This is a genomic window from Stenotrophomonas sp. 115C5 (genome assembly GCF_056861055.1).
Map to the genome: position 1 here is coordinate 85150 of NZ_JBSPUQ010000008.1, position 20071 is coordinate 105220.

Genomic DNA, 20071 nt, shown 5'->3' on the forward strand with positions numbered 1-20071 from the left:
TGTACGTCTGCTGGCGAATGCATCAGCGATTCGTCGCGCTGTGCTGTACCCAGCTCATTGATGGGCAATGCACGAAAAACATTAGGTGCGTCCATTGCACCGTTACAGCGTGCTGTCATAGACTCGTTACAAACATGAATTCCCGATGACTGAATGAGTCGGTCTCGGATGAGGAGCTAGGCAAGCGCATGATGCACGTTGCAACACGGAACACTCTGCAGTCCCGTCTTCTTCTTCTGCCGCTCCTTTCCCTGCCGATGACATTGGCAACTGCGGCAAACACTCTCGAAACCGTTCAGGTCACCGCCAAACGCCCTGCTGGAGGTAGCGGTGTAGGTGGTTTTGGATTTGGCGGCGGCAGTGGTGTCCACCTGTCCGAGTCTCAAATGGACAATGGCGGCGGCGGCGGTGCAATTCCGACCGAAACCGCGAAGGAGCAGCCGACCGATGACAAAGAGAAGGACTGCAACGGCCGCAAGGGCAATCCTGTCGTTCTCTACAGCGGCAACAAGGTCGAACCAGAACTTGATTTCGCCAGCCAGGGCGAAATGGGCCTGTTCCTGCAGCGCAACTACAATCACTACTGGAGCGCGACCGGGCTGTTCGGCAATCACTGGCTGAGCAACTTCGACTATTCGCTCGCATTCACCGATGCAAATCAGCTGGCGTGGGTGCAACGGCCTGACGGTCGTCGCATCAAGTACCTCAAGGATCCGGCCAGCGGTCGCTGGTATGAGGACAAGGCCCAGCCCATCGCGTACCTCTCCGCGAACGGCGATGGCACGTTTACGCTTCGAAACGAAAACAACGGTACGGAGACCTACAACGCCGAGGGCTACATCACCCGACTCAGCAATGAGCAGGGCGTGAGCTGGACGTTCTCCTATGCTGACCGTTACCTGCAGAAGGTGACGCACTCCTCGGGACGCAGCGTCAGCTTTGGCTGGGCCAACGGACAGGTCAGCCAGGTGACCGATCCGGCCGGCAATATCTATCGCTACGCCTATACCCCCAATGTGTTCGGGAACGGACGTGGCCGGCTCGCCAGCACGACGCTGCCTGGCACACCTGCAACGACGATCAGTTACCACTACGAAGATGCCCGCTTCCCGGGTGCCCTGACTGGCAAGTCTTTTAATGGCGTGCGCTATTCCACGTTTGCGTACGACGCGGAGCGCCGCGCCATCAGCACAGAGCACAACGGTGGCATTGAGCGGTTCCGCTTCAGCTACGCCGTACGCAGCACCGAACCGGTGCTTCCGCCCCCCGCTCCGACTCGACCCGGCGGTGTCCGTGCCGATGAAGAGCGTGGATGGTGCGAACAGCGCACCGGAGGCTCACGGATCTGCTATCAACCGCGCTCGCTGCCTGTTGACTCGCTGCCGATGGAGAGCGCTCTCGGTATGACGGCCGCCGCTGCGCCGAGCCTTACGCGGCCCGTCGATATTGATGTCACTGTGACCAACCCTCTTGGTCGTAGCACCACTTACACGTTCAAGGACGGAAAGATGGTATCGACCAAGGGTGATCCGTCGCCGAACTGCCCTGCCAGCTACAAGGAGCAGAGTTATGACGCCAACGGATATCCGGATCTGGTCCATGATTTCCAGGACAATCTGACCAACTTCGACTACAGCGCACAGGGTTACCTGCTGAAGCGGGTGGAAGCGGTCGGGAGCTCGGCCGAACGTACGACGTTGCAGGAGTGGGATACCACGCGCAACCGACTCCTCAAGACAACGGTGGTGGGTGATCTTGAAGTTGCCTATTCCTATGACGATCGCGGAAACGTGGCCAGCGCAACCGAGCGCAATCTGACGGCACGTGGAGTGCCCAGCCAGACGCGAGTGACCCGAAGCACGTATACCTATCACCCAAACGGATTGAAGGCCTCCATCAAAGTCGATGGACCGCTTGCGCAGGACGACGTCACCTCCGTTTTCAACAGTCAGGGCGATCTGACCAGTGTCACCAACGCGCTTGGTCATACGATCAGCTATTCCAACTACAACGGACTGGGGCTGCCGGGGCGCATCGTCAACGCGAACGGTGGTGTGCGAGAGTTGACGTATGACGGCCGTGGCCGCGTTGTGTCCGACAGAACCAGTTCGGGAACCGGCTGGGCGACGACCGCCATTGGCTACACCGCTGCAGGTGACATCGCCTCGCTTACCCAGCCTGATGGCTTGACAGTCCGCTACGGCTACGATGCAGGGCGCCGCCTGACGCAGGAAGTCCGTTCAATGGGGGACGGCAAGTGGGCGTGGACCCGTCATAGCTACAACAACGCTTCCAATCGCACGCGCACTGAGGTTTCACAAACCGACTATCCGATGGATTCGATGGTGAGCGGCGTGATTGACGAAATCACTCATGATGCGCAGTGGAACTGGTTCGTGCGTGGCTGGGCCTGTTCCACTGGCTCGGCTGGGTCAATCCAGGTGGACGGTTACGCCGACGGCAACGTCTACCTGGGTAGCACACAAGCAAACCTTGCCAGCGAGCCAGGAGTTGCAGCGGCTTGCCAAGCATCAGGGAGTGCCTATAGGTATCAGTTGCCGATATCGCTAGCCCAGAGGCAGCAGTTGGGCGGCCGCAAGTTCTCCGTCTACGGCCAATCTCCGCAGGGCCGTGGCCAGGACCGACCGCTCGCGAACTCAGGCGTGTTTGCGATTCCAACGGCAAACATCGTTGGTGACATCGGCGGCGTGACCCAGGACGGCAACTGGAACTTCTTCATTGAAGGCTGGGCCTGCTCAGTTGGCGTGGACGCCTCGATCGACGTACACGTCTATGCCGGTGGCGCAGCGGGTGGCGGTACATTCGTCACTTCGGGCCGCGCCAACTTGGCGACCGACGGAAACGTTGCCAACGCGTGCCAGGCACGCGGAAGTGCCTATTGGTTCAAGATTCCTCTTGACGGCAACGTAAGATCGAATCACGGGGGCAAAGCACTATTCGTGCACGGTATCTCGCCTGTTGGCGGTCCGAACCTGACCATCAATCGCTCGGGCACTTTCACCGTTCCAGCCGTTGTGCGGAGTGCGGAGTTCGTTTCCTTCAACGCCTATCCCACCAACATCACCAATGGACGGCAAAGCACGTTGACCATACAGGTCCGCAACACAGGCAACGTCGTATGGGACGGAAACACCTACCTTGCATGGGGCCAGGACCAGCTGGATCAATCCCGAGCACTGGCTGGTCCAGTATCCCCTGGAGGGATTGCATCGTTCAGCATCGACGTTGCGCCCTACCACGATGGCATTGGGATCAGGAGCTTTGCATACATTGCCCAAATGGCGACCAGCGGTATGGCTTGGGGACCCCGGCCCTACACCGTGATCGCGGTAGAAAACGCGGATTGGTACTGCCCGCCAAACAGCACCACCTGCGAGGCGCCGATGTGATGACCACACTGACCTTACCCCTCATCCAATCGAATGCTGTTATCCAGAGGGTGAACTACAGGTACTGCGCGAGAACTGCGTCCGGTGGTGCGGCTTGGGCCGTGGAAGCAAACGTCTTTCAGTCGGTCGAGAACAACAAGGGAAGTTGCGGTCGCAGCGTCTGCGAACGCCCTCGGTAAGAAAGGACCATCCATATGCCAGCACTGACGCTTGCCCTGATCGGGCTGAACGCTGTTGTCTCCGTCAACACATATGAGTACGACGAACTGGGCCGCGTGATCGTCGAGCGCGGCAATGGGGTACAGAACGTCCGCTATGCCTATGACGCGGAGGGACGCGTCACCCAGGTGACCGATTCCCAGAATCGTGTCACCCGTATGAGCTACGATCCCCGTGGACGCCTGATCAAATCAATCGACGCCGCCGGGGGCACGACTCAGATTGCCTACGACCTGGCAGATCGCCCCATCCGTGTGAGCGATCCCCGCAATCTCGTTACCACCTACGAATTCGATGGTTTCGGCCAGATGTGGAAACAGGTGAGTCCGGATACGGGAACGACACAGCACCAGTACGATGCTGCAGGTCTGAGGACTTCGACGGCGCGGGCCGATGGCAGCGTCGTCTCCTTCGGCTACGACGGTCTGGGACGAATGACTTCTGCGAGCGCAGAAGGCCGAACAATGGGTTATAGCTACGATTGGTGCGGCAACGGTAAAGGTCAGCTGTGCGGCACTTCAGGGCCCGGAACCGCCACCCATTTTGCCTATACACCGAACGGACAGCTGCAGATACGGCGCGACTTCACCGATCTGGCTGGTCAGAAGACGGACTACAGCACCACCTATGGATACGACGGCATCAATCGCCTGAGCCAGATCACCTATCCCAACGGTGACAAGGCGACCTACACATATGGCTCCCAAGGAAAACCAAGTGCGTTGATGGCGACGGTCGACGGGACTCAACGCTCAATCATCTCCCAGGCCAACTGGAAGGTCACGGGAGCGCATGAGTGGCTGGCCTATGGCAACGGGCTTGCCCGGGGCTACAACCACGATCAGGAGGGGCGGCTGACCGCAATGTCGGTCTGGGGACCCAATGGCAGCAAGGTCAGCTATTGGGACTATCAGTACAGCGGCGATGGCGAAATCACCGCCATTGTCGACGCTGTCGACCCGAACATGACCCAGTTGATCGGCTACGACGCGTTGAGTCGTATGACCAAGCTGACCCGCTTCGGTGTCATCAACAATCTTTCCTACGATGCCGGCGGCAATCACGACCGCTATCAGGCAGGCAATCAGCTGACCCAATACAGCATCGACCCGGGGAGCAACCGGGTGCTGAACTACACCAACCAGGACGGCAGCCGTCAGTACCAGTACGACGCATTGGGAAATCGCATCAGCGAAACCGCCGGCAGCCGGATCAGCACCTATGAATACGACGCCTTCAATCGCATGAGCCGCAGCAACATCGGTGGCACTGCGACTGACTACGTGCTCAATGCGCAGGGGCAGCGCGTTGCGAAGGTCAACAAGAACATCAACAGCCGCTACTTCTACGCTGGCCAGAACCAGCTCATGACTGAGCTGAACAACGGCGTGTGGACCAATTATTTCTGGTTTGATGGAGAGCTGGTGGGATTGGCGCGAAGCGGGCAGCACAATTACGTGCATACCGATCATTTGGGACGCCCGGAGTTCGTCACCAGCCCAAGCCAGCAGACCGTCTGGAAGGCGTACAACTACGCCTATGGGCGCAGTGTCCAGAAGGATGAGATTGGCGGGTTGAACATTGGCTTCCCGGGCCAGTACTACGACGCGGAAAGCGGCCTCTGGTACAACGGCTTCCGCGACTATGACGCGAGTATTGGCCGGTATGTGCAGAGTGATCCGATTGGCTTGGCGGGGGGATTGAATACCTACGCGTACGTCTCAGGGAATCCAATAAACTTCATTGATCCACTAGGTTTGACTCAGGAAGACATTGATCGCCTATACGCACTCGCGAAGGCAACGGAAACGGATCTTGATTTCCCTGCACGTGATCCATTTGTAAGGGATATGGGAAATGTGGCCGGGCAGTACAATCACGTAACCAGAAGGCTCTACTTAGACAAGCAGTATCTTGAGGTCCTTTCTGATGCTCAGAAGAGAGAGCTATATGACACCATCGTCCATGAAGTTCTCCATCGCAATAGAGGCGTGCTCTCGGGCAATGGAGATAAGTACACTGGGCGCCACAAGGAAATCTACGATGAGGCTGCGCGGAGAACGAGCCGAAATGCTGCCAAGATCAAGCTTGCTACAGAAAGCTGTGAATAATTTACTAGCGTTGACAGCCTGTGCATTTCTGTTTTCCATTCCCGGCGGCGACGCAGCTGCAGCACAGAGTGTTCGATTCTTCGTCGATAAGGCGGCGATGAATGCTCCGGATTGTTTGCGGGTCGATAGTCGGCATCTTCTTTTCGATTGCCATCAGATCGTCCCTGGCGACCGCAAGGTGTTCGGAATCAGAACATTCTATTCCTCGTGGAGGAGAGATAGATCGAGTTTCATGAAACTCACTGTCGAGTTGCCAGACGGACTTAAGTCTGGCGATTCCTACAAAATAGCGGATGGCACAGCCAAGGCGTTCCGTAGCACCGGGCCCAGTGCGTTCGCGGGCAAGAATGGATGCTATGGTGCTGCATCGTCGGGAACGATTACGATCGTATCGTCCAGTCCGGGCCGCGTTGATATTCAGGTCGACGCTCTCTTCGATCAGAAGAGCCCGTTGGAATGGCGGGGAGAGTGTGATGTTCCTGCTCGTATTTCTGAGAGATTCAGAACAACGGAACTGGACATTGGCCAACTGGATGCCTGGACGGGCAAAGCTGACCCGGACGCCTCGCCTTTTGATCAGGCCCACCCAGTGAGAGGGAAGTAGCGGTCTGTTGTTACATGTACTGCTGCACCGCATTCCCCCCAAACAACTTCTGCGCACTCTGGAACAGGAGCCAGCTGGTGGCGATGAACTTGTCGTCGCCCTGCGGCCGGTTGCCACGATAGGCGTGGGTGAACGCGATCGGGGCGATCAACAAACTGCCGGTGCGAAGTACGATCTTCCGCCCCTGGAACAGGAACTCGGTCTCGCCTTCGTCAATGTCGTCGTTGAGGTACAGCGTCCACAAGAGGAGCGTTCAGCATCATGGATGCGAACCATATCCGCCTACCGGTTCGAGTCGATGCTTCCGGATCCATGAGCGCATGAAATGAAGATCATCTACTGGCTGGGCATCGCGTTCCTGTGGATGCTCCCATTGAACTTTCTTCTACTGACAGCGGCCAAATTGCTGTCAGCGGATCCGCTAGGCAGCGAAGAGCTGGTCGGCCTCGGCATGGCCGTATTTGGTGGGGCAGCGGGAGGGATCCTGTATCGACGTCGTCCTCGCAAGCGACCCGGTCCGTCGAGCATCAATGATCCGGTGCTCGGTGCAAAGACGACTGTAGCCTTGCGGGATTCAAGTGGCGGCGAACAACGGCAGTCGGGGAATGGGCCATGAAAAAGGTACCGCTGCTCCATCTGCTCCTGTGCGCTGTCATTGCGGGCCTGATAGGCGGTACCTATCTTTCAATGTTCGGATCCACCGGAGGTGCCGATTGGACCGGAAAGCCAACAGAAGCAGAACTGCGCGCTGCTACCGAGACCTTTGAACTTCCTTCAGGGAGCCATCCCACGAACGTTAAGTTCTTACCGAAGGTCACGTTCTTGGGGGCCGTCTTCGACGCCGAACTCGAATCTGATCCAGAGCAGATCGCCGCTTTCTTCATCAAACAAGCCGCAGAGAAGCGGTGGCGACTGCAGAAAGACAAACGGCAGCGCCATTACAGATTGATGGTCTTCTGCGAGGATCGCCTGGCGCGCTCGGTAGAGCTGACGACAAGAGGCAGTACGGTGAAGCTCTATGGAGGAACCTACTGGGACTCGGACAGGGGCGGCGACTACTACTGCTCTCCTGAGGCCCGGTAAACCACCGACGGCATAACGAACTTGCCTGGATATCGGCTCCAATCGGGAGAAGTACGATGACCTCACCCTCCCCCAAACAACTTCTGCGCACTCTGGAACAGGATCCAGCTGGTCGCGATGAACTTGTCCCCACCCTGCGGGCGATTGCCACGATGGGTATGAGTGAACGCCGTCGGCGCAATCAGCAGGCTGCCGGTGCGTGGTGCGATCTTGCGGCCCTGGAACAGGAACTCGGTTTCGCCTTCCTCGAAGTCGTCGTTGAGGTACAGCGTCCACAACACGTGCCGGTGCAGAGTCTCGGCCTGCGCATCCTTCGGGTACAGCTCGCAGTGCCAGTACGGATAACCGCCCTCGCCCGCTGCGTACCACTGCAGGTTGATCGCACCCGGGCGCAGGCAGGTGCGGGCCAGATCGGCCAGCTGCTGCTGCGGCATGTCAGGGAAGTCCTCGGCAGACAGGCGTCGCGGTTGGCCGTTGCTGTCCTGGATCTGCAACATCAGCGGCGCAATCAACGCCTGTGGATAACGGCGTAGATAAGTCAGCAGGCCGTTGAACACCGCGATCTGCAGCTGCTGGTCGACATCCTGCCAGCCGTCCAGGCCACTGATGCGCAGATCCTTGCTGTGCTTGAGTTCCGGGAACACGCCACTGCCCACGGCACCGGGCTGCAGGCCACGCGTGGCGCGCAGGCGTTCAACGATGGCCGCGCAGACCTCGCTGGGGACGGCGTTGTGGATGACTTCGATGAAATCGACCGGGCCCTGCTCGTGCATGCGTGCATTCCTTAGGCGGCAACGGCTTGATGGTGCCGTTTGCCGCCCTCGGTGTCACCCCACGGTCATGTCATCGAACTGCCATGACCGCTGTCAGGCGATAGGCCCTCAGCCCTGTGCGTCGTCGTGCGCGTTGTGGTAGCGCACGGCTTCAGCCACTTCCTCGCGCGAGCCCAGGAACACCGGTACGCGCTGGTGCAGCTGGTCAGGCTGGATGTCGAGGATGCGCTCGCGGCCGGTCCAGGCGGCGCCGCCGGCCTGCTCGACCAGTAGGCCCATCGGGTTGGCTTCGTACATCAGGCGCAGCTTGCCGGCCTTGGACGGATCCTTCTTGTCCCACGGGTAGATGAAGATGCCGCCACGGGTCAGGATGCGATGCACGTCCGCCACCATGCTGGCGATCCAGCGCATGTTGAAGTTCTTGCCGCGCGCGCCTTCCTTGCCCGCCAGCAGGTCGCCCACGTAGGCCTGCATCGGCGCTTCCCAGTGACGCTGGTTGGACATGTTGATGGCGAACTCCTGGGTTGCCGCCGGGATCTGCATGTTCTCGGTGGTCAGCACGAACTCGCCCTTCTCGCGGTCCAGGGTGAAGGCATGGGTACCGTGGCCGACGGTCAGCACCAGCTGGGTGCTGGGCCCGTAGATGCAGTAGCCGGCGGCGATCTGCTTGCTGCCCGGCTGCAGGAAGGCGTCATCGCCCGGCAGTTCGACGTTGGTCGGGCAGCGCAGCACGGAGAAGATGGTGCCGACGGAGACGTTGACGTCGATGTTGGAGCTGCCATCGAGAGGATCGAACAGCAGCAGGAAATCGCCGCGCGGGTAGATGTCCGGCACCGGCTGGCTGTGGTCCATTTCTTCGGAGGCGCACGCGGCGAGGTGGCCCCCCCAGGCGTTGGCTTCAAGCAGGATCTCGTTGCTGATCACATCCAGCTTCTTCTGCGCTTCGCCCTGCACGTTGCCGGTACCGGCGTCGCCGAGCACGCCACCGAGGGCGCCCTTGCTGACGGCGATGGAGATGCTGGTGCAGGCGCGGGCGACCACGGCGATCAGCTGGCGCAGGTCGGCATTGATGCGGCCGGCGTGCTGTTCCTGGATCAGGAAGCGGGTCAACGAAGTACGGGACATGGTCGGGCAGGTCTCGGCAGCGGGAAAACGCCTATTGTCGCGCGTCTGGCGGGGGCGTGCGTGAGCGCGGGAAGGCGTAATCGTTTCCAGATGCGTTGCGCTGTCGGCGCCTTCCTTCATGGAGGCGCAGGGCGAGGCACACCGTGGCCAGGACACGCCGTAAACCCCACTCCGTGGTCCGGCCCAGCCGCTGGCGGCTGTGCGTTCTGGCGCTTGCGAGGCATGCCTCGCAGGCAAAGCGCCCTCACCCATGGGGGCTCGGTCGGCGCATCCATGCGCCTCACGGTCCTGGCCACGGTGTGCCTCGCCCTGCGCTTCAGGGTTCGCCGCGAGCGCGGTGGGAATGGCAAAGGCAAGAGCAAGAGCAAAAAACAAAGGCGCCTTTCGGCGCCTTTGTCTTCAAGCTACTGGAGCCTTGCTTCAGCCCTTGGCGACGGTGGCCACGGCCTTGGCGACGTATTCCAGGTTGTTCTGGTTCAGCGCGGCCACGCAGATGCGGCCGGTGCCGACGGCGTAGATGCCGAACTCGTCGCGCAGGCGTTCGACCTGCTCACGGCTCAGGCCGGAGTAGGAGAACATGCCGGCCTGCTCGTTGATGAAACCGAACTGCGGGGCACCGGCAGCGGCCAGCTTCTCGACCAGGCCGTGGCGCAGGGCGTGGATGCGCTCGCGCATCTCGGTCAGCTCCTGCTCCCACATCGCGCGCAGTTCCGGGTTGGTCAGTACGCCGGCCACCAGCGCAGCACCGTGAGTGGACGGGCTGGAGTAGATGGTGCGGATCACGCGCTTGACCTGCGACTGCACGGCCTTGGCGTCAGCGGCGGTCGGCGCCACCATCGACAGCGCACCCACGCGTTCGCCATACAGCGAGAACGACTTGGAGTACGAGTTGGCGACGATGAAGCTGTCGATGCCGGCTTCGGCGATGATGCGCACGGCGGCGCCGTCCTGCTCGATGCCCTTGTCGAAGCCCTGGTAGGCCATGTCGATGAAGGGGAACAGCTGGCGGTCCTTCAGCAGCTGGGCGACCTGCTTCCACTGGGTGACCGTGAGGTCGGCACCGGTGGGGTTGTGGCAGCAGGCATGCAGCAGCACCACGGTGCCGGCTTCCAGCTTGCCCAGGTCGGCCAGCAGGCCGTCGAAGTTGACGCCGTGGGTGGTCGGGTCGAAGTAGGTGTAGTCCACCACCTCGAAGCCGGCCGCGCTGAACACGGCGCGGTGGTTTTCCCAGCTCGGGTTGCTCAGCGCAACGGTGGCGTGCGGCAGCAGCTTCTTCAGCACGTCGGCGCCGACGCGCAGCGCACCGCTGCCACCGACGGTCTGTGCGGTGGTGACGCGGCCGGCGGCCAGCAGCGGCGAGTCCTTGCCGAACACCAGCTCACGCGTGGCCTGCGTGTACGCCGGCAGGCCATCGATCGGCAGATAGCCGCGCGGTTTGGCTTCAGCGGCGAGCTGCTGCTCTATCTGCTTGACGGCGCGCAGCAGCGGAATGCGGCCGCTCTCGTCGTAGTAGATGCCCACACCCAGGTTGACCTTGGTCGGGCGGCTGTCGGCGTTGTACGCCTCGGTCAGGCCCAGGATCGGGTCGCCTGGGACCAGTTCCACGTTTGCAAAGAAGGACACGGCGGTACTCGTTCGGTAGACGGAAAGGGGGAGGAATTGCGCCACGCGGTTCGCGGCTTTTCGGCCGGAAACAGCCCATCGTAACAAAGCCCGCCGGGGCTGGCCGCCGCCATCGTCATCCGCGGCCCCGTACCATGGCGTGCGTTGCCGCCCGATCCATCAACCTGAATCATGAATCCCGCCGCACGACGCTGTTGCCTGCCGCTGTCCGCCCTGCCGCTGTCTGCCCTGCTGCTGTCGCCCTGGACAGCGGTGGCCGAGCCTGCGCCCACCGCCCTGCCTGCGGTGCAGGTACAGGCTGCTCGGGTGCCGGGCATCGACCCGTTCGCGCTGCCGGCCAGCCAGGACACGGTCTGGATCGACGCCAGCCGCGCGGGCACCGGCGCGCAGCTGTCTGAGGCCTTGGCCGGGGTCCCCGGACTGCTGGCACGCGACCGGCAGAACTTTGCCCAGGACACGCAGCTGTCGATCCGTGGTTTCGGCGCGCGCTCGACTTTCGGTGTGCGCGGGGTGCGTGTGTTGATCGACGGGGTGCCCGCGACCATGCCCGACGGCCAGGGCCAGCTGTCGCATGCCAGCCTGTTGGGCGCTGAACGCATCGAGGTGCTGCGCGGGCCGTTCTCGGCGCTGTACGGCAACTCCTCCGGCGGCGTGCTGCAGGTCTGGAGCGCGCAGGGCCAGGCCGGCGACCCCTGGCGGCTGCGGCTCAACGCTGGCGCCGACAACACGCTCAGTGTCGGCGCGCAGCTGAAGGGTGCCGGCCAACTGCTGGACTACAACATCGCCGCCAATCACCTCCGCACCGATGGCTGGCGGGACCACAGCCGTGCGCGCCGTGAATCGCTCAACGCACGCATCGGTGGTGCGCTGGGCGGTGGGCGGCTGGAGCTGTTGCTCAATGCGCTCGATGCCCCCGATGCACAGGATCCGCTGGGCCTGACCCGTGCCCAGGTGGCGGCTGATCCGCGCCAGGCCACGGCGGTGGCGCACCCGTACAACACCCGCAAATCGGTGCGCCAGCAGCAGGCCGGCCTGCGCTGGACCCGTGAAACGGGCGCGCAGCGCTGGCAGTTGATGGGCTATGCCGGGCAGCGCGCGGTGACCCAGTTCCTGCCCATTCCGCCCACGGCGCAGGCCAATCCGCTGCATGCCGGCGGCGTGATCGATCTGGACGCCGGCTACGGCGGGCTGGACGCGCGCTGGGGCTGGCACGGCGATCTGGCCGGGCGACCGCTGGACCTGGTGGCCGGGCTCAGCGCCGACCGCCAGCGCCAGCATCGGACCGGCTACGAGAACTTCATCGGCAGCACGCTGGGCGTACGTGGGCGCCTGCGCAGAGACCAGATCGACACCGTGCATAACGTCGATCAGTTCGCGCAGGCGTGGTGGCAGTGGAGTCCACGCTGGTCATTGCTGGCTGGCCTGCGCCACAGCACCGTGCGCTTCGAATCCGACGACCGCTACATCATCGGCCGCAACCCGGATGACAGTGGCCGCCGGCGCTACCAGGCCACCACGCCGGTGGCCGGGATCAGCTTTGAGGCCAGCCCGCAGTGGCGGCTGCATGCTGCGGTCGGCCGCGGTTTCGAAACCCCCACCTTCAACGAACTGGGCTATCGCGCCGACGGGCAGGCGGGATTGGCACTGGACCTGGCGGCCGCCCGCAGCCGCAATCTGGAGATTGGCAGCAAGTGGCACGCGCAGGGCGGAACCCAGCTCGATATCAGCCTGTTCCGTGCAGATACCGACGATGAGCTGGCCGTTGCCAGCAACACCGGAGGGCGCAGCACCTATCGCAACATTGGCCGCACCCGCCGCCAGGGCGTGGAACTGCAGTACCGACAGCCGCTGGCCGAGCAATTGGAACTGCAGTTGGCCTGGACTTGGCTGCAGGCGCAGGTGCGCTCGCCTTACCTGACCTCGAACAACGTGGTCGCGGCGGGCAGTCGCTTGCCGGGTGTGCCGCGCCAGCAGGCGTTCGCCCGCCTGCAGTGGAGCCCTGCCGACTGGCAATGGGCACTGGAGGCCACGGCCAGCAGCGATACCGTGGTCAACGACGTCGCCACCGAACGGGCGCCGGGCTTTGCCTTGTTGCACGTGGAGGGCGGACGCCGCTGGACCCTGCCCGGCGGTGAACTGCGTGCTTTCGCGCGGCTGGAGAACGTGCTGGACCAGGCCTACATCGGCTCGGTGATCGTCAACGATGGCAATGGCCGCTACTACGAGCCCGGGCCGGGACGGCGGGCCAGCGTGGGGGTGCAGTGGTCGTGGCGCTAGCGCGGGACCGCTGCGCGCGCCGGGCAGGGCCCGGCGCTACCGTCAATCGGGGGCCTTGGCCGGTACGAACGGCGAGGTCGGGTCGCTGGCGGGGAAGGTTTCCTCCAGCGCCTCGTCCTGGTTGTCGCTGGCGCGCTGCTTGCGCTCGCGGCGCTTGAGCGGGCTCTCCTGGCCACCGCGATGGCGGTCACCGCCATCCTTGCGGTCCTGGGCCGCCTGTTCAGCCACATGTCTCACCGGCAGATGGTCGTCACCGTGCTCGGCATCGAAGAACGGCGCACCGGTGCCGCGGTAGTCGGCGTTGTCGGCATCGCGCTTGCCGCGCTGTTCACCGGGAAGGGGCGGGTGGTTTTCCCGCATCGGGTCTCGTGAGGTCTCTCGGCTCATGGTCTGGTACCTGCACTCGGGGCTCCCACTACACCGCCCTGCAGGTAAAGCCACTGCGAACCTGGCGTCATGAACATCTCGCTCACCCCCCGGTAACGGCACCGCGCGTATTCCTGCCCACCCGCCCCCGCTGCAGGAGCCGGCCATGCCCCGTCTTGAACGACCCGCACCGTCCGTGTTCAACGCCCTGCTCGATCCGCTTGGCCAGCGCACCGCGCAGCGCCGCACGCGCCGCCAGGAAGATCCGCAGGCGGTGGCACAGGATTACCTGCAGTACATGCTCAGCGACTACGAGGAGAGGCGTGGCCAGAGCCACCGCAACTGGCGTGATCTGTGCCCGGTGTATGCCTTCGCGCTGACCACCCATGCCGCGGATTGGCCACGTGGTGATGCCGCCGATACCTGCGAGGAACTGGCCGAGCACTGGGAGCAGATGCGCGGGCAGTCGCGGTTGAGCTGGTCGCAGGCACGGCCGGTGGTGGAGGACGCCTGGCGCGCACTGGACCATATTCCGGCGGCGGCGGTGAGGCCGTTGCTGCAGTAGTGGCGGGCACTTGAAGCAGCCGAGCGTGGGCTCGGCTCTACAGCCAAGTGGCCGCGCTACCTGACGTGCACGGCACGGACACGGCTGGTTTACACCCTCCGGCCCACGCTGGGCACCCTGCCCCGCCAAAGGTGCGCCCATGGCCCGCCCGATCTGGACTGGCACGCTGTCGTTTGGCCTGCTCAATGTGCCGGTGTCGCTGATGTCCGGCGAACGCAAGGTCGATCTGCAGTTCCGCATGCTCGACTCCCGCGATCGCAAGCCGATCCGCTTCGAACGGGTCAACGCCGACACCGGCGAGGAAGTGCCCTGGAAGGACATCGTCAAAGCCTATGAGTACGACAAGGGCAGCTACGTCGTGCTGGAGGAAGGTGATATCCGGTCGGCCGCGCCGGAAAGCCACGAAGCGGTGGAGGTGGAATCGTTCGTGGACGCGGCGCAGATCGACCCGCGCTACTACGAGAAACCCTATCTGCTGGTACCCGGCAAGAAGGCCGAAAAGGGCTACGTGCTGCTGCGCGAGACATTGCGCAGTACCGGCAAGGTCGGCATCGCACGGGTAGTGGTGCGCACACGGGAATACCTGTGTGCGGTGATGCCACAGCAGGACGCGCTGGTGCTGATGATCCTGCGCTATCCGCAGGAACTGGTGGATCCCGAGGATTACAAGCTGCCCACCGGGAAGCTGGCCGACTACCGCATCACCAGCAAGGAAACGGCGATGGCCGAACAGTTGATCGAGTCGATGGCCGGCGACTGGGATCCGTCGCAGTACCACGATGAATTCCGCGAGCGCCTGCAGCAGGTGCTGAACAAGCGCATCAAGTCCAAGGGCGGCACCACGCGGGTGGACGATGAGCCGGCACCGCGCGAGGACGCCAGTACCAACGTGGTCGATTTCATGGCACTGCTGCAGAAGAGCCTGGACGCGAACACGCGCACGCCGGCGAAGAAGACAGCGACGCGCAAGGCACCGGCGAAGAAGGCTGCGAAGAAGACCGCCAAAAAGGCCGTGAAGAAAACCACCCGGCGCAAGGCAGGTTGAACCATGTCGCTGCACCAGTACCGGCGCAAACGCCGACTTGGCGGTGGCGCCGGGCAGACACCGGAGCCTGACGACACGCGCGCCCACGGTGATCCGAAGCGGCGGCCGACCTTCGTCATCCAGCTGCACCATGCCAGCTCGCGCCACTACGACTTCCGCCTTGAGATGGACGGCGTGCTGAAGAGCTGGGCGGTGCCGAAAGGTCCTTCGCTTCGCGTCGGTGAGAAGCGGCTGGCCGTGGAAGTGGAAGATCACCCGCTGTCCTACGCCACTTTCGAGGGAGACATTCCCGAAGGCCACTATGGTGCGGGCCACGTGGAAGTCTTCGATCACGGCACCTGGGCCTGCGAAGGTGATCCTCTGCAGGCACTGGCGGCGGGCAAGATCGACTTCGTCCTGCATGGGCAACGCCTGATCGGTGGCTGGAAGCTGGTGCGCACCGCGATGAAAGGACGCCAGGTGCAATGGCTGCTGATCAAGCGCGACGATGGTGAAGCGCGCGACGCCGAGGCGGATGACCTGCTGACGGCACCGATGCCGAAACGAGAACCTGCGGCGAAGAAGCGTTCCGCAGGGAAGGCGGTGCGCTCGGTCCCCGCCGCGCGGACGACCACACGCAAGGCCGATGCGCGCTGGCATGCACGCGCACTGCAGCTGCATGGCGCACGTGATACGCCCTATCCGCGCGGGTTCAAACCGCAGTTGACCAATCATCGTGACAGTGCCCCGGACGGCGAGCGCTGGCTGCATGAGATCAAGTGGGATGGCTATCGGCTGCTGGCCGACCTGCACGCTGGCGAGGTGAAACTCCGCTCGCGCAACGGCCTGGACTGGACGGCCGATTTTCCCGAGGTCGTGCAGGCCGTGCAGGCGCTGCCGGTGCGCGATGCGCGCCTGGACGGTGAGCTGGTGGTGCTGGACAAGGAAGGACGCAGTGACTTCGCAGCGTTGCAGCGCGTGATCGACGGCAGTTCGAAACAACCACTGCGCTACATCGTGTTCGATCTTCCGGGTGTGGCCGGCGTGGATATCAGTCGTGCACCGCTGGTGGAGCGCAAGGCGCTGCTGAAGGACCTCATTGGGCCAGCGCCCGGCACCCTGGCCTTCAGCGAACACGTGATCGACCATGGGCCGCAGGTATTCGATGCCAGCGGCGAGGCCGGCTTTGAAGGCATCGTCAGCAAGCAGGTGGATGCGCCATACGTGAATACCCGCGCGCGCAGCTGGGTGAAGGTGAAGCACGAAGACACCGACGAGTTCGTGATTGTCGGCTACACGGCACCCAAGGGTTCCCGGGTGGGATTCGGTTCGCTGCTTCTGGCCACGCCGGACAAGGCTGGCCTGCGCTATGTGGGACGCGTTGGCACCGGCTTCGACGATGAAAGCCTGCGCGCGCTGCTCAAGGCACTGCGGCCGTTGGCAGTGAAGACGCCCGTGCTGCAGCTGCCGGTGCATGTGCCGTTCCGCGCTGCCAGCGTAAGCTGGGTGAAGCCGGTGGCAGTCGCCGAGGTCGCCTTCCGTGGCTGGGGCAAGGAAGGCCTGCTGCGCCAGGCCAGTTTCAAGCGGCTGCGCAGCGACAAGCAGAAGGAGGACCTGGGAATGAGCACCGCAGATGCCGAAGCCGGAGGTGAGGTCCAGATCACTCATCCGGAGCGGGTGGTGTTTCCAAAGCAGAAACTGCGCAAGGGCGACGTGGCCGACTACTACCAGCGCATGGCGCGCTGGATCCTGCCCGAAATCGCCGGACGTCCACTGTCACTGCTGCGCTGCCCGGACGGCGTGGGCAAGGCTTGTTTCTTCCAGAAGCACCATGGTCCCGGCCTGGGCGATGCGGTACATGCGGTGCCCCTGCAGCAGAAGAGCGGCCGCGAGGATTACGTCTACATCGACGACACGCGCGGCCTGCTGCAGCTGGTGCAGATGAACACTCTGGAGCTGCATCCCTGGGGCGCGACCGTGGCCGATCCCGAACATCCGGATCGCCTGGTGTTCGATCTCGACCCCGGCGAAGGCGTCAGCTGGGCACAGGTGAAAGCCGGTGCACGCGATGTGCGTGACCGCCTGCAGCAGGTGGGCCTGATGAGCTTCGTACGCCTGTCCGGTGGCAAGGGCCTGCACGTGGTGGTGCCGCTGCAGCCCAAGGCAGGCTGGGACGAGGCGAAGGCGTTCTGCGAGGCGTTCGCGCAGGCAATGGCGCTGGAGCAGCCTGATCGCTACGTGGCGACGATGAGCAAGGCCAAGCGCGGCGGGGTGATCTTCATCGACTGGCTGCGCAATACGCGAGGCGCCACCAGCGTGTGCTCGTGGTCGCTGCGTGCACGCGACAGTGCCGGCGTGGCAGTGCCGCTGCGCTGGGAAGAGCTTGCACGCGTCAGTGCGGCCGACGCGTTTCCGATGGCCAAGGCACTGGCGCGGGCGAAGCGGCTGAAGGGAAACCCGTGGCACGGCATCGAGCGCTTGAAGCAGACGTTGCCGCGCATGGACCTGTAGAGCCGAGCCCATGCTCGGCTTTCATGCACATAGACACAGGCCGCCGAGCATGGGCTCGGCTCTACAGGGGCGGCGTTACCTTGCGTCGCGCGACGCGCGGCGGCCGAACCACCAGCCGATCAGCAGCTGCAACGGCAGCGACGCCAGCAGCGAAATGACGAACCAGAGCGGGAAATCCGCGCCTGCGGTCCACACCGCGTAGCCGCAGCCCAGTGCGATCAACGACCAGATCGAAAAACCATGCGAGCGCGGCCAGCAGGGCGCGTAGTAGGTGGCGAAGGAAATGCCGGCGATGCCACCGAGCACGCTGAAGGCCAGATCCCACCCCAGCTGCACGCTGTTGTTGTCCGGCGACATGCCCACCAGCGGCGGCAGCCAGCTGGCGACGCTGCTGACCAGCGCAAGCGACAGCACGCCGCCGATCAGGGCGACGAAGGACAGGAACAGGGTCTTGAGCAGGCCGGGCATGCGCGCATTGTACGGCTGTGCGGCGTGCCTGGGGTTTGCCGGCCTGCGGCCGGTACTACCGATGGATCGGCATGGCCGCCGCGTCCGTGGGAGAGGGGGACGGAGCGACGGCGGCCATGCACAGGCGGTCAGGCGGCGAAGTCGAGCACCACGCGGCCTTCGATGGTGCCCGCGTGCATGCGCGCGAACACCTCGTTGATGTTTTCCAGGCGGTCGGTGCTGACTGTGGCGGCGACCTTGCCCTCGGCGGCGAACTGCAACGACTCCTGCAGGTCCAGCCGGGTGCCGACGATCGAGCCCCGCACGGTGATGCCGTTGAGCACCATGCCGAAGATGTCCAGCGGGAAGTTGCCCGGCGGCAGACCGTTGAGCGAAACGGTACCGCCACGGCGGACCATGCCCAGTGCCTGCTCGAACGCCTTCGGCGACACCGCCGTGACCAGGGCGCCGTGCGCGCCGCCGATTTCCTTCTTCAGGAAGGCAGCGGGGTCGGTGGTGCGCGCGTTGACGGTGATCTGCGCGCCGAGCTGCCGGGCCAACGCCAGCTTGTTGTCGTCCACGTCCACCGCCGCCACGTTCAGGCCCATTGCGCGGGCGTACTGCACGGCCATGTGGCCCAGGCCGCCGATGCCGGAAATCACCACCCAGTCCCCTGGCTTGGTGTCGGTCACCTTCAGGCCCTTGTAGACGGTCACGCCGGCGCACAGCACCGGCGCGATCTCGACGAAGCCCACTTCCTTCGGAAGCAGGCCGACATAGTTGGCATCGGCCAGTGCGTACTCGGCGAAGCCGCCGTTGACCGAGTAGCCGGTGTTGCGCTGCGTCTCGCACAGCGTTTCCCAGCCGCCCAGGCAGTGTTCGCAATGGCCACACGCCGAGTACAACCAGGGGATGCCGACCCTGTCGCCTTCCTTGACGTGCCCTACCCCGCCTCCCACGGCCACGATGTGCCCCACGCCCTCGTGACCGGGGATGAACGGCGGGTTCGGTTTCACCGGCCAGTCGCCCTCGGCGGCGTGCAGGTCGGTGTGGCAGACGCCACAGGCCTCGATCTTGACCAGTACTTCGCCCGCCCCCGGGCGCGGTACCTGGACTTCCTCGATCACCAGTGGCTTGCCGAACTCACGCACGACAGCGGCCTTCATGGTCGAATTCATGTTCGGATCTCCGTAGTGCGCTTGCCCACAGAATGACGCCGGCTCGAGGCCGGCGCTTTGATCACGATCAAACCTTTGACGATTCGTGCAGCAGGTTCAGCCGGCCAGCACCGACGCCTCGCGGGCGAGGCGCTCGATGGCGTCCCAGTCACGGGTCTGCAGCAGTGCCGGCGTGGTCAGCCACGAGCCGCCCACGCACAGCACGTTGGGCAGGTGCAGGAACTGCGGCGCAGTCTGCGCGCTGATGCCGCCGGTCGGGCAGAAGCGCACATCGGCGAACGGGCCGTACCAGGCCGCCAGCAGTGCGGCGCCACCGGCCTGCACCGCCGGGAAGAACTTGAAGGTGTCGTGGCCGTGCTCCAGGCCCAGGATCAGGTCCGAGGCGGTGGCGGCACCGGGCAGGTATGGCAGGTCGGCATCGCGCGCGGCCGCATACAGCGCCGGCGTGGCGCCCGGGGAAACGGCAAAGCGCGCACCGGCCTGCTTCGCCGCCTGCATCTGTGCGGCGTTGAGCACGGTGCCGGCGCCGATCACCGCATCGGGCACGGCCTCGACCATGGCCTTGATCGCATCCAGTGCCTGCGGCGTGCGCAGCGTCACTTCGATCACCGGCAGGCCGCCGCGGAACAGCGCCTGGGCCACTTCGACCGCTTCATTCACATCTTCGGGGGTGTACACCGGAATCACCGGTGCAAGCTTCAACAGCGCGCGCAGGCGCGGATCAGCGCTGGACATGGTCTTGCTCCTTGCCCGAC

16 protein-coding genes and 1 pseudogene are annotated in these 20071 nt (G+C 63.7%); 9 read left to right on the plus strand and 8 right to left on the minus strand.

All coding sequences use genetic code 11. From position 1 onward, the window contains the following. Positions 1-188 precede the first annotated feature (188 nt). The 3 genes from AC13FN_RS11815 to AC13FN_RS11825 all read left to right on the plus strand — a co-directional run bounded on the left by AC13FN_RS11815 (position 189) and on the right by AC13FN_RS11825 (position 6344). Positions 189-3410 carry a DUF6531 domain-containing protein gene (locus AC13FN_RS11815; RefSeq protein ID WP_217014690.1) on the plus strand — a complete coding sequence of 1074 codons (3222 nt, stop codon included), beginning with the start codon at positions 189-191 and terminating at the stop codon, positions 3408-3410. 194 nt (positions 3411-3604) lie between these two features. Further along, a complete protein-coding gene (locus AC13FN_RS11820; protein WP_478415504.1) occupies positions 3605-5740 on the plus strand; it encodes an RHS repeat-associated core domain-containing protein in 2136 nt (711 codons plus the stop codon). Next, complete coding sequence (locus AC13FN_RS11825; RefSeq protein WP_482984398.1) at positions 5673-6344, plus strand: hypothetical protein; 672 nt, start codon at positions 5673-5675, stop codon at positions 6342-6344. Before AC13FN_RS11820 ends, AC13FN_RS11825 begins: the two co-directional genes overlap by 68 nt. Before the next feature lie 10 nt (positions 6345-6354). On the opposite strand, the pseudogene AC13FN_RS11830 reads toward AC13FN_RS11825, so the two are convergent. Beyond that, positions 6355-6591: pseudogene (locus tag AC13FN_RS11830) on the minus strand (2OG-Fe(II) oxygenase); the annotation flags it as partial. A gap of 78 nt (positions 6592-6669) precedes the next feature. Between AC13FN_RS11830 and AC13FN_RS11835 the strand changes: the two are divergent. Next, on the plus strand, positions 6670-6960 hold the full coding sequence (locus tag AC13FN_RS11835) for a hypothetical protein (protein WP_482984397.1): 291 nt from the start codon (positions 6670-6672) through the stop codon (positions 6958-6960). Next, entirely contained in the window at positions 6957-7427 is a 471-nt protein-coding gene (locus AC13FN_RS11840; RefSeq protein WP_482984396.1) for a hypothetical protein, read from the plus strand. The genes AC13FN_RS11835 and AC13FN_RS11840 overlap by 4 nt, the downstream gene beginning before the upstream one ends. Positions 7428-7489: 62 nt before the next feature. Here AC13FN_RS11840 and AC13FN_RS11845 read toward each other — a convergent pair whose 3' ends face one another. The 3 genes from AC13FN_RS11845 to AC13FN_RS11855 all read right to left on the minus strand — a co-directional run bounded on the left by AC13FN_RS11845 (position 7490) and on the right by AC13FN_RS11855 (position 10948). After that, positions 7490-8200 carry a 2OG-Fe(II) oxygenase gene (locus AC13FN_RS11845; protein WP_032129276.1) on the minus strand — a complete coding sequence of 237 codons (711 nt, stop codon included), beginning with the start codon at positions 8198-8200 and terminating at the stop codon, positions 7490-7492. Between the two features lie 108 nt (positions 8201-8308). Next, positions 8309-9325 (minus strand): class 1 fructose-bisphosphatase, encoded by a 1017-nt coding sequence (locus AC13FN_RS11850; RefSeq protein WP_049436134.1) that lies wholly within the window; start codon positions 9323-9325, stop codon positions 8309-8311. A gap of 420 nt (positions 9326-9745) precedes the next feature. Next, positions 9746-10948, minus strand: coding sequence for an amino acid aminotransferase (locus tag AC13FN_RS11855; RefSeq protein WP_329766996.1), 1203 nt, complete (start codon positions 10946-10948; stop codon positions 9746-9748). Between the two features lie 171 nt (positions 10949-11119). Between AC13FN_RS11855 and AC13FN_RS11860 the strand changes: the two genes are divergently transcribed. Then, positions 11120-13225: a TonB-dependent receptor family protein gene (locus AC13FN_RS11860; protein ID WP_482984395.1), complete on the plus strand. Its 2106-nt coding sequence runs from the start codon at positions 11120-11122 to the stop codon at positions 13223-13225. A gap of 42 nt (positions 13226-13267) precedes the next feature. Here the strand turns inward: AC13FN_RS11860 and AC13FN_RS11865 are convergent, their stop codons facing one another. After that, positions 13268-13612: a hypothetical protein gene (locus tag AC13FN_RS11865; protein ID WP_029380149.1), complete on the minus strand. Its 345-nt coding sequence runs from the start codon at positions 13610-13612 to the stop codon at positions 13268-13270. Positions 13613-13757: 145 nt separating this feature from the next. On the opposite strand from AC13FN_RS11865, the gene AC13FN_RS11870 reads away from it, so the two are divergent. The 3 genes from AC13FN_RS11870 to ligD all read left to right on the plus strand — a co-directional run bounded on the left by AC13FN_RS11870 (position 13758) and on the right by ligD (position 17691). Then, a complete protein-coding gene (locus tag AC13FN_RS11870; protein WP_010487387.1) occupies positions 13758-14156 on the plus strand; it encodes a hypothetical protein in 399 nt (132 codons plus the stop codon). 139 nt (positions 14157-14295) lie between these two features. Continuing rightward, a complete protein-coding gene (gene ku, locus AC13FN_RS11875; protein WP_217014696.1) occupies positions 14296-15201 on the plus strand; it encodes a non-homologous end joining protein Ku in 906 nt (301 codons plus the stop codon). Between the two features lie 3 nt (positions 15202-15204). Continuing rightward, the gene (ligD, locus tag AC13FN_RS11880; RefSeq protein ID WP_482984394.1) at positions 15205-17691 is read left to right on the plus strand and encodes a DNA ligase D; all 2487 of its coding nucleotides are present in this window, start codon (positions 15205-15207) and stop codon (positions 17689-17691) included. Positions 17692-17766: 75 nt separating this feature from the next. On the opposite strand, the gene AC13FN_RS11885 is transcribed toward ligD, so the two are convergent. The 3 genes from AC13FN_RS11885 to eda form a co-directional block, all read right to left on the minus strand. Further along, complete coding sequence (locus AC13FN_RS11885) at positions 17767-18159, minus strand: hypothetical protein (protein ID WP_049436144.1); 393 nt, start codon at positions 18157-18159, stop codon at positions 17767-17769. Positions 18160-18287: 128 nt separating this feature from the next. Beyond that, positions 18288-19316, minus strand: coding sequence for an alcohol dehydrogenase AdhP (gene adhP / locus AC13FN_RS11890; protein WP_049436145.1), 1029 nt, complete (start codon positions 19314-19316; stop codon positions 18288-18290). Positions 19317-19412: 96 nt separating this feature from the next. Further along, complete coding sequence (gene eda, locus AC13FN_RS11895) at positions 19413-20051, minus strand: bifunctional 4-hydroxy-2-oxoglutarate aldolase/2-dehydro-3-deoxy-phosphogluconate aldolase (protein WP_197644344.1); 639 nt, start codon at positions 20049-20051, stop codon at positions 19413-19415. Between the last annotated feature and the right edge of the window lie 20 nt (positions 20052-20071).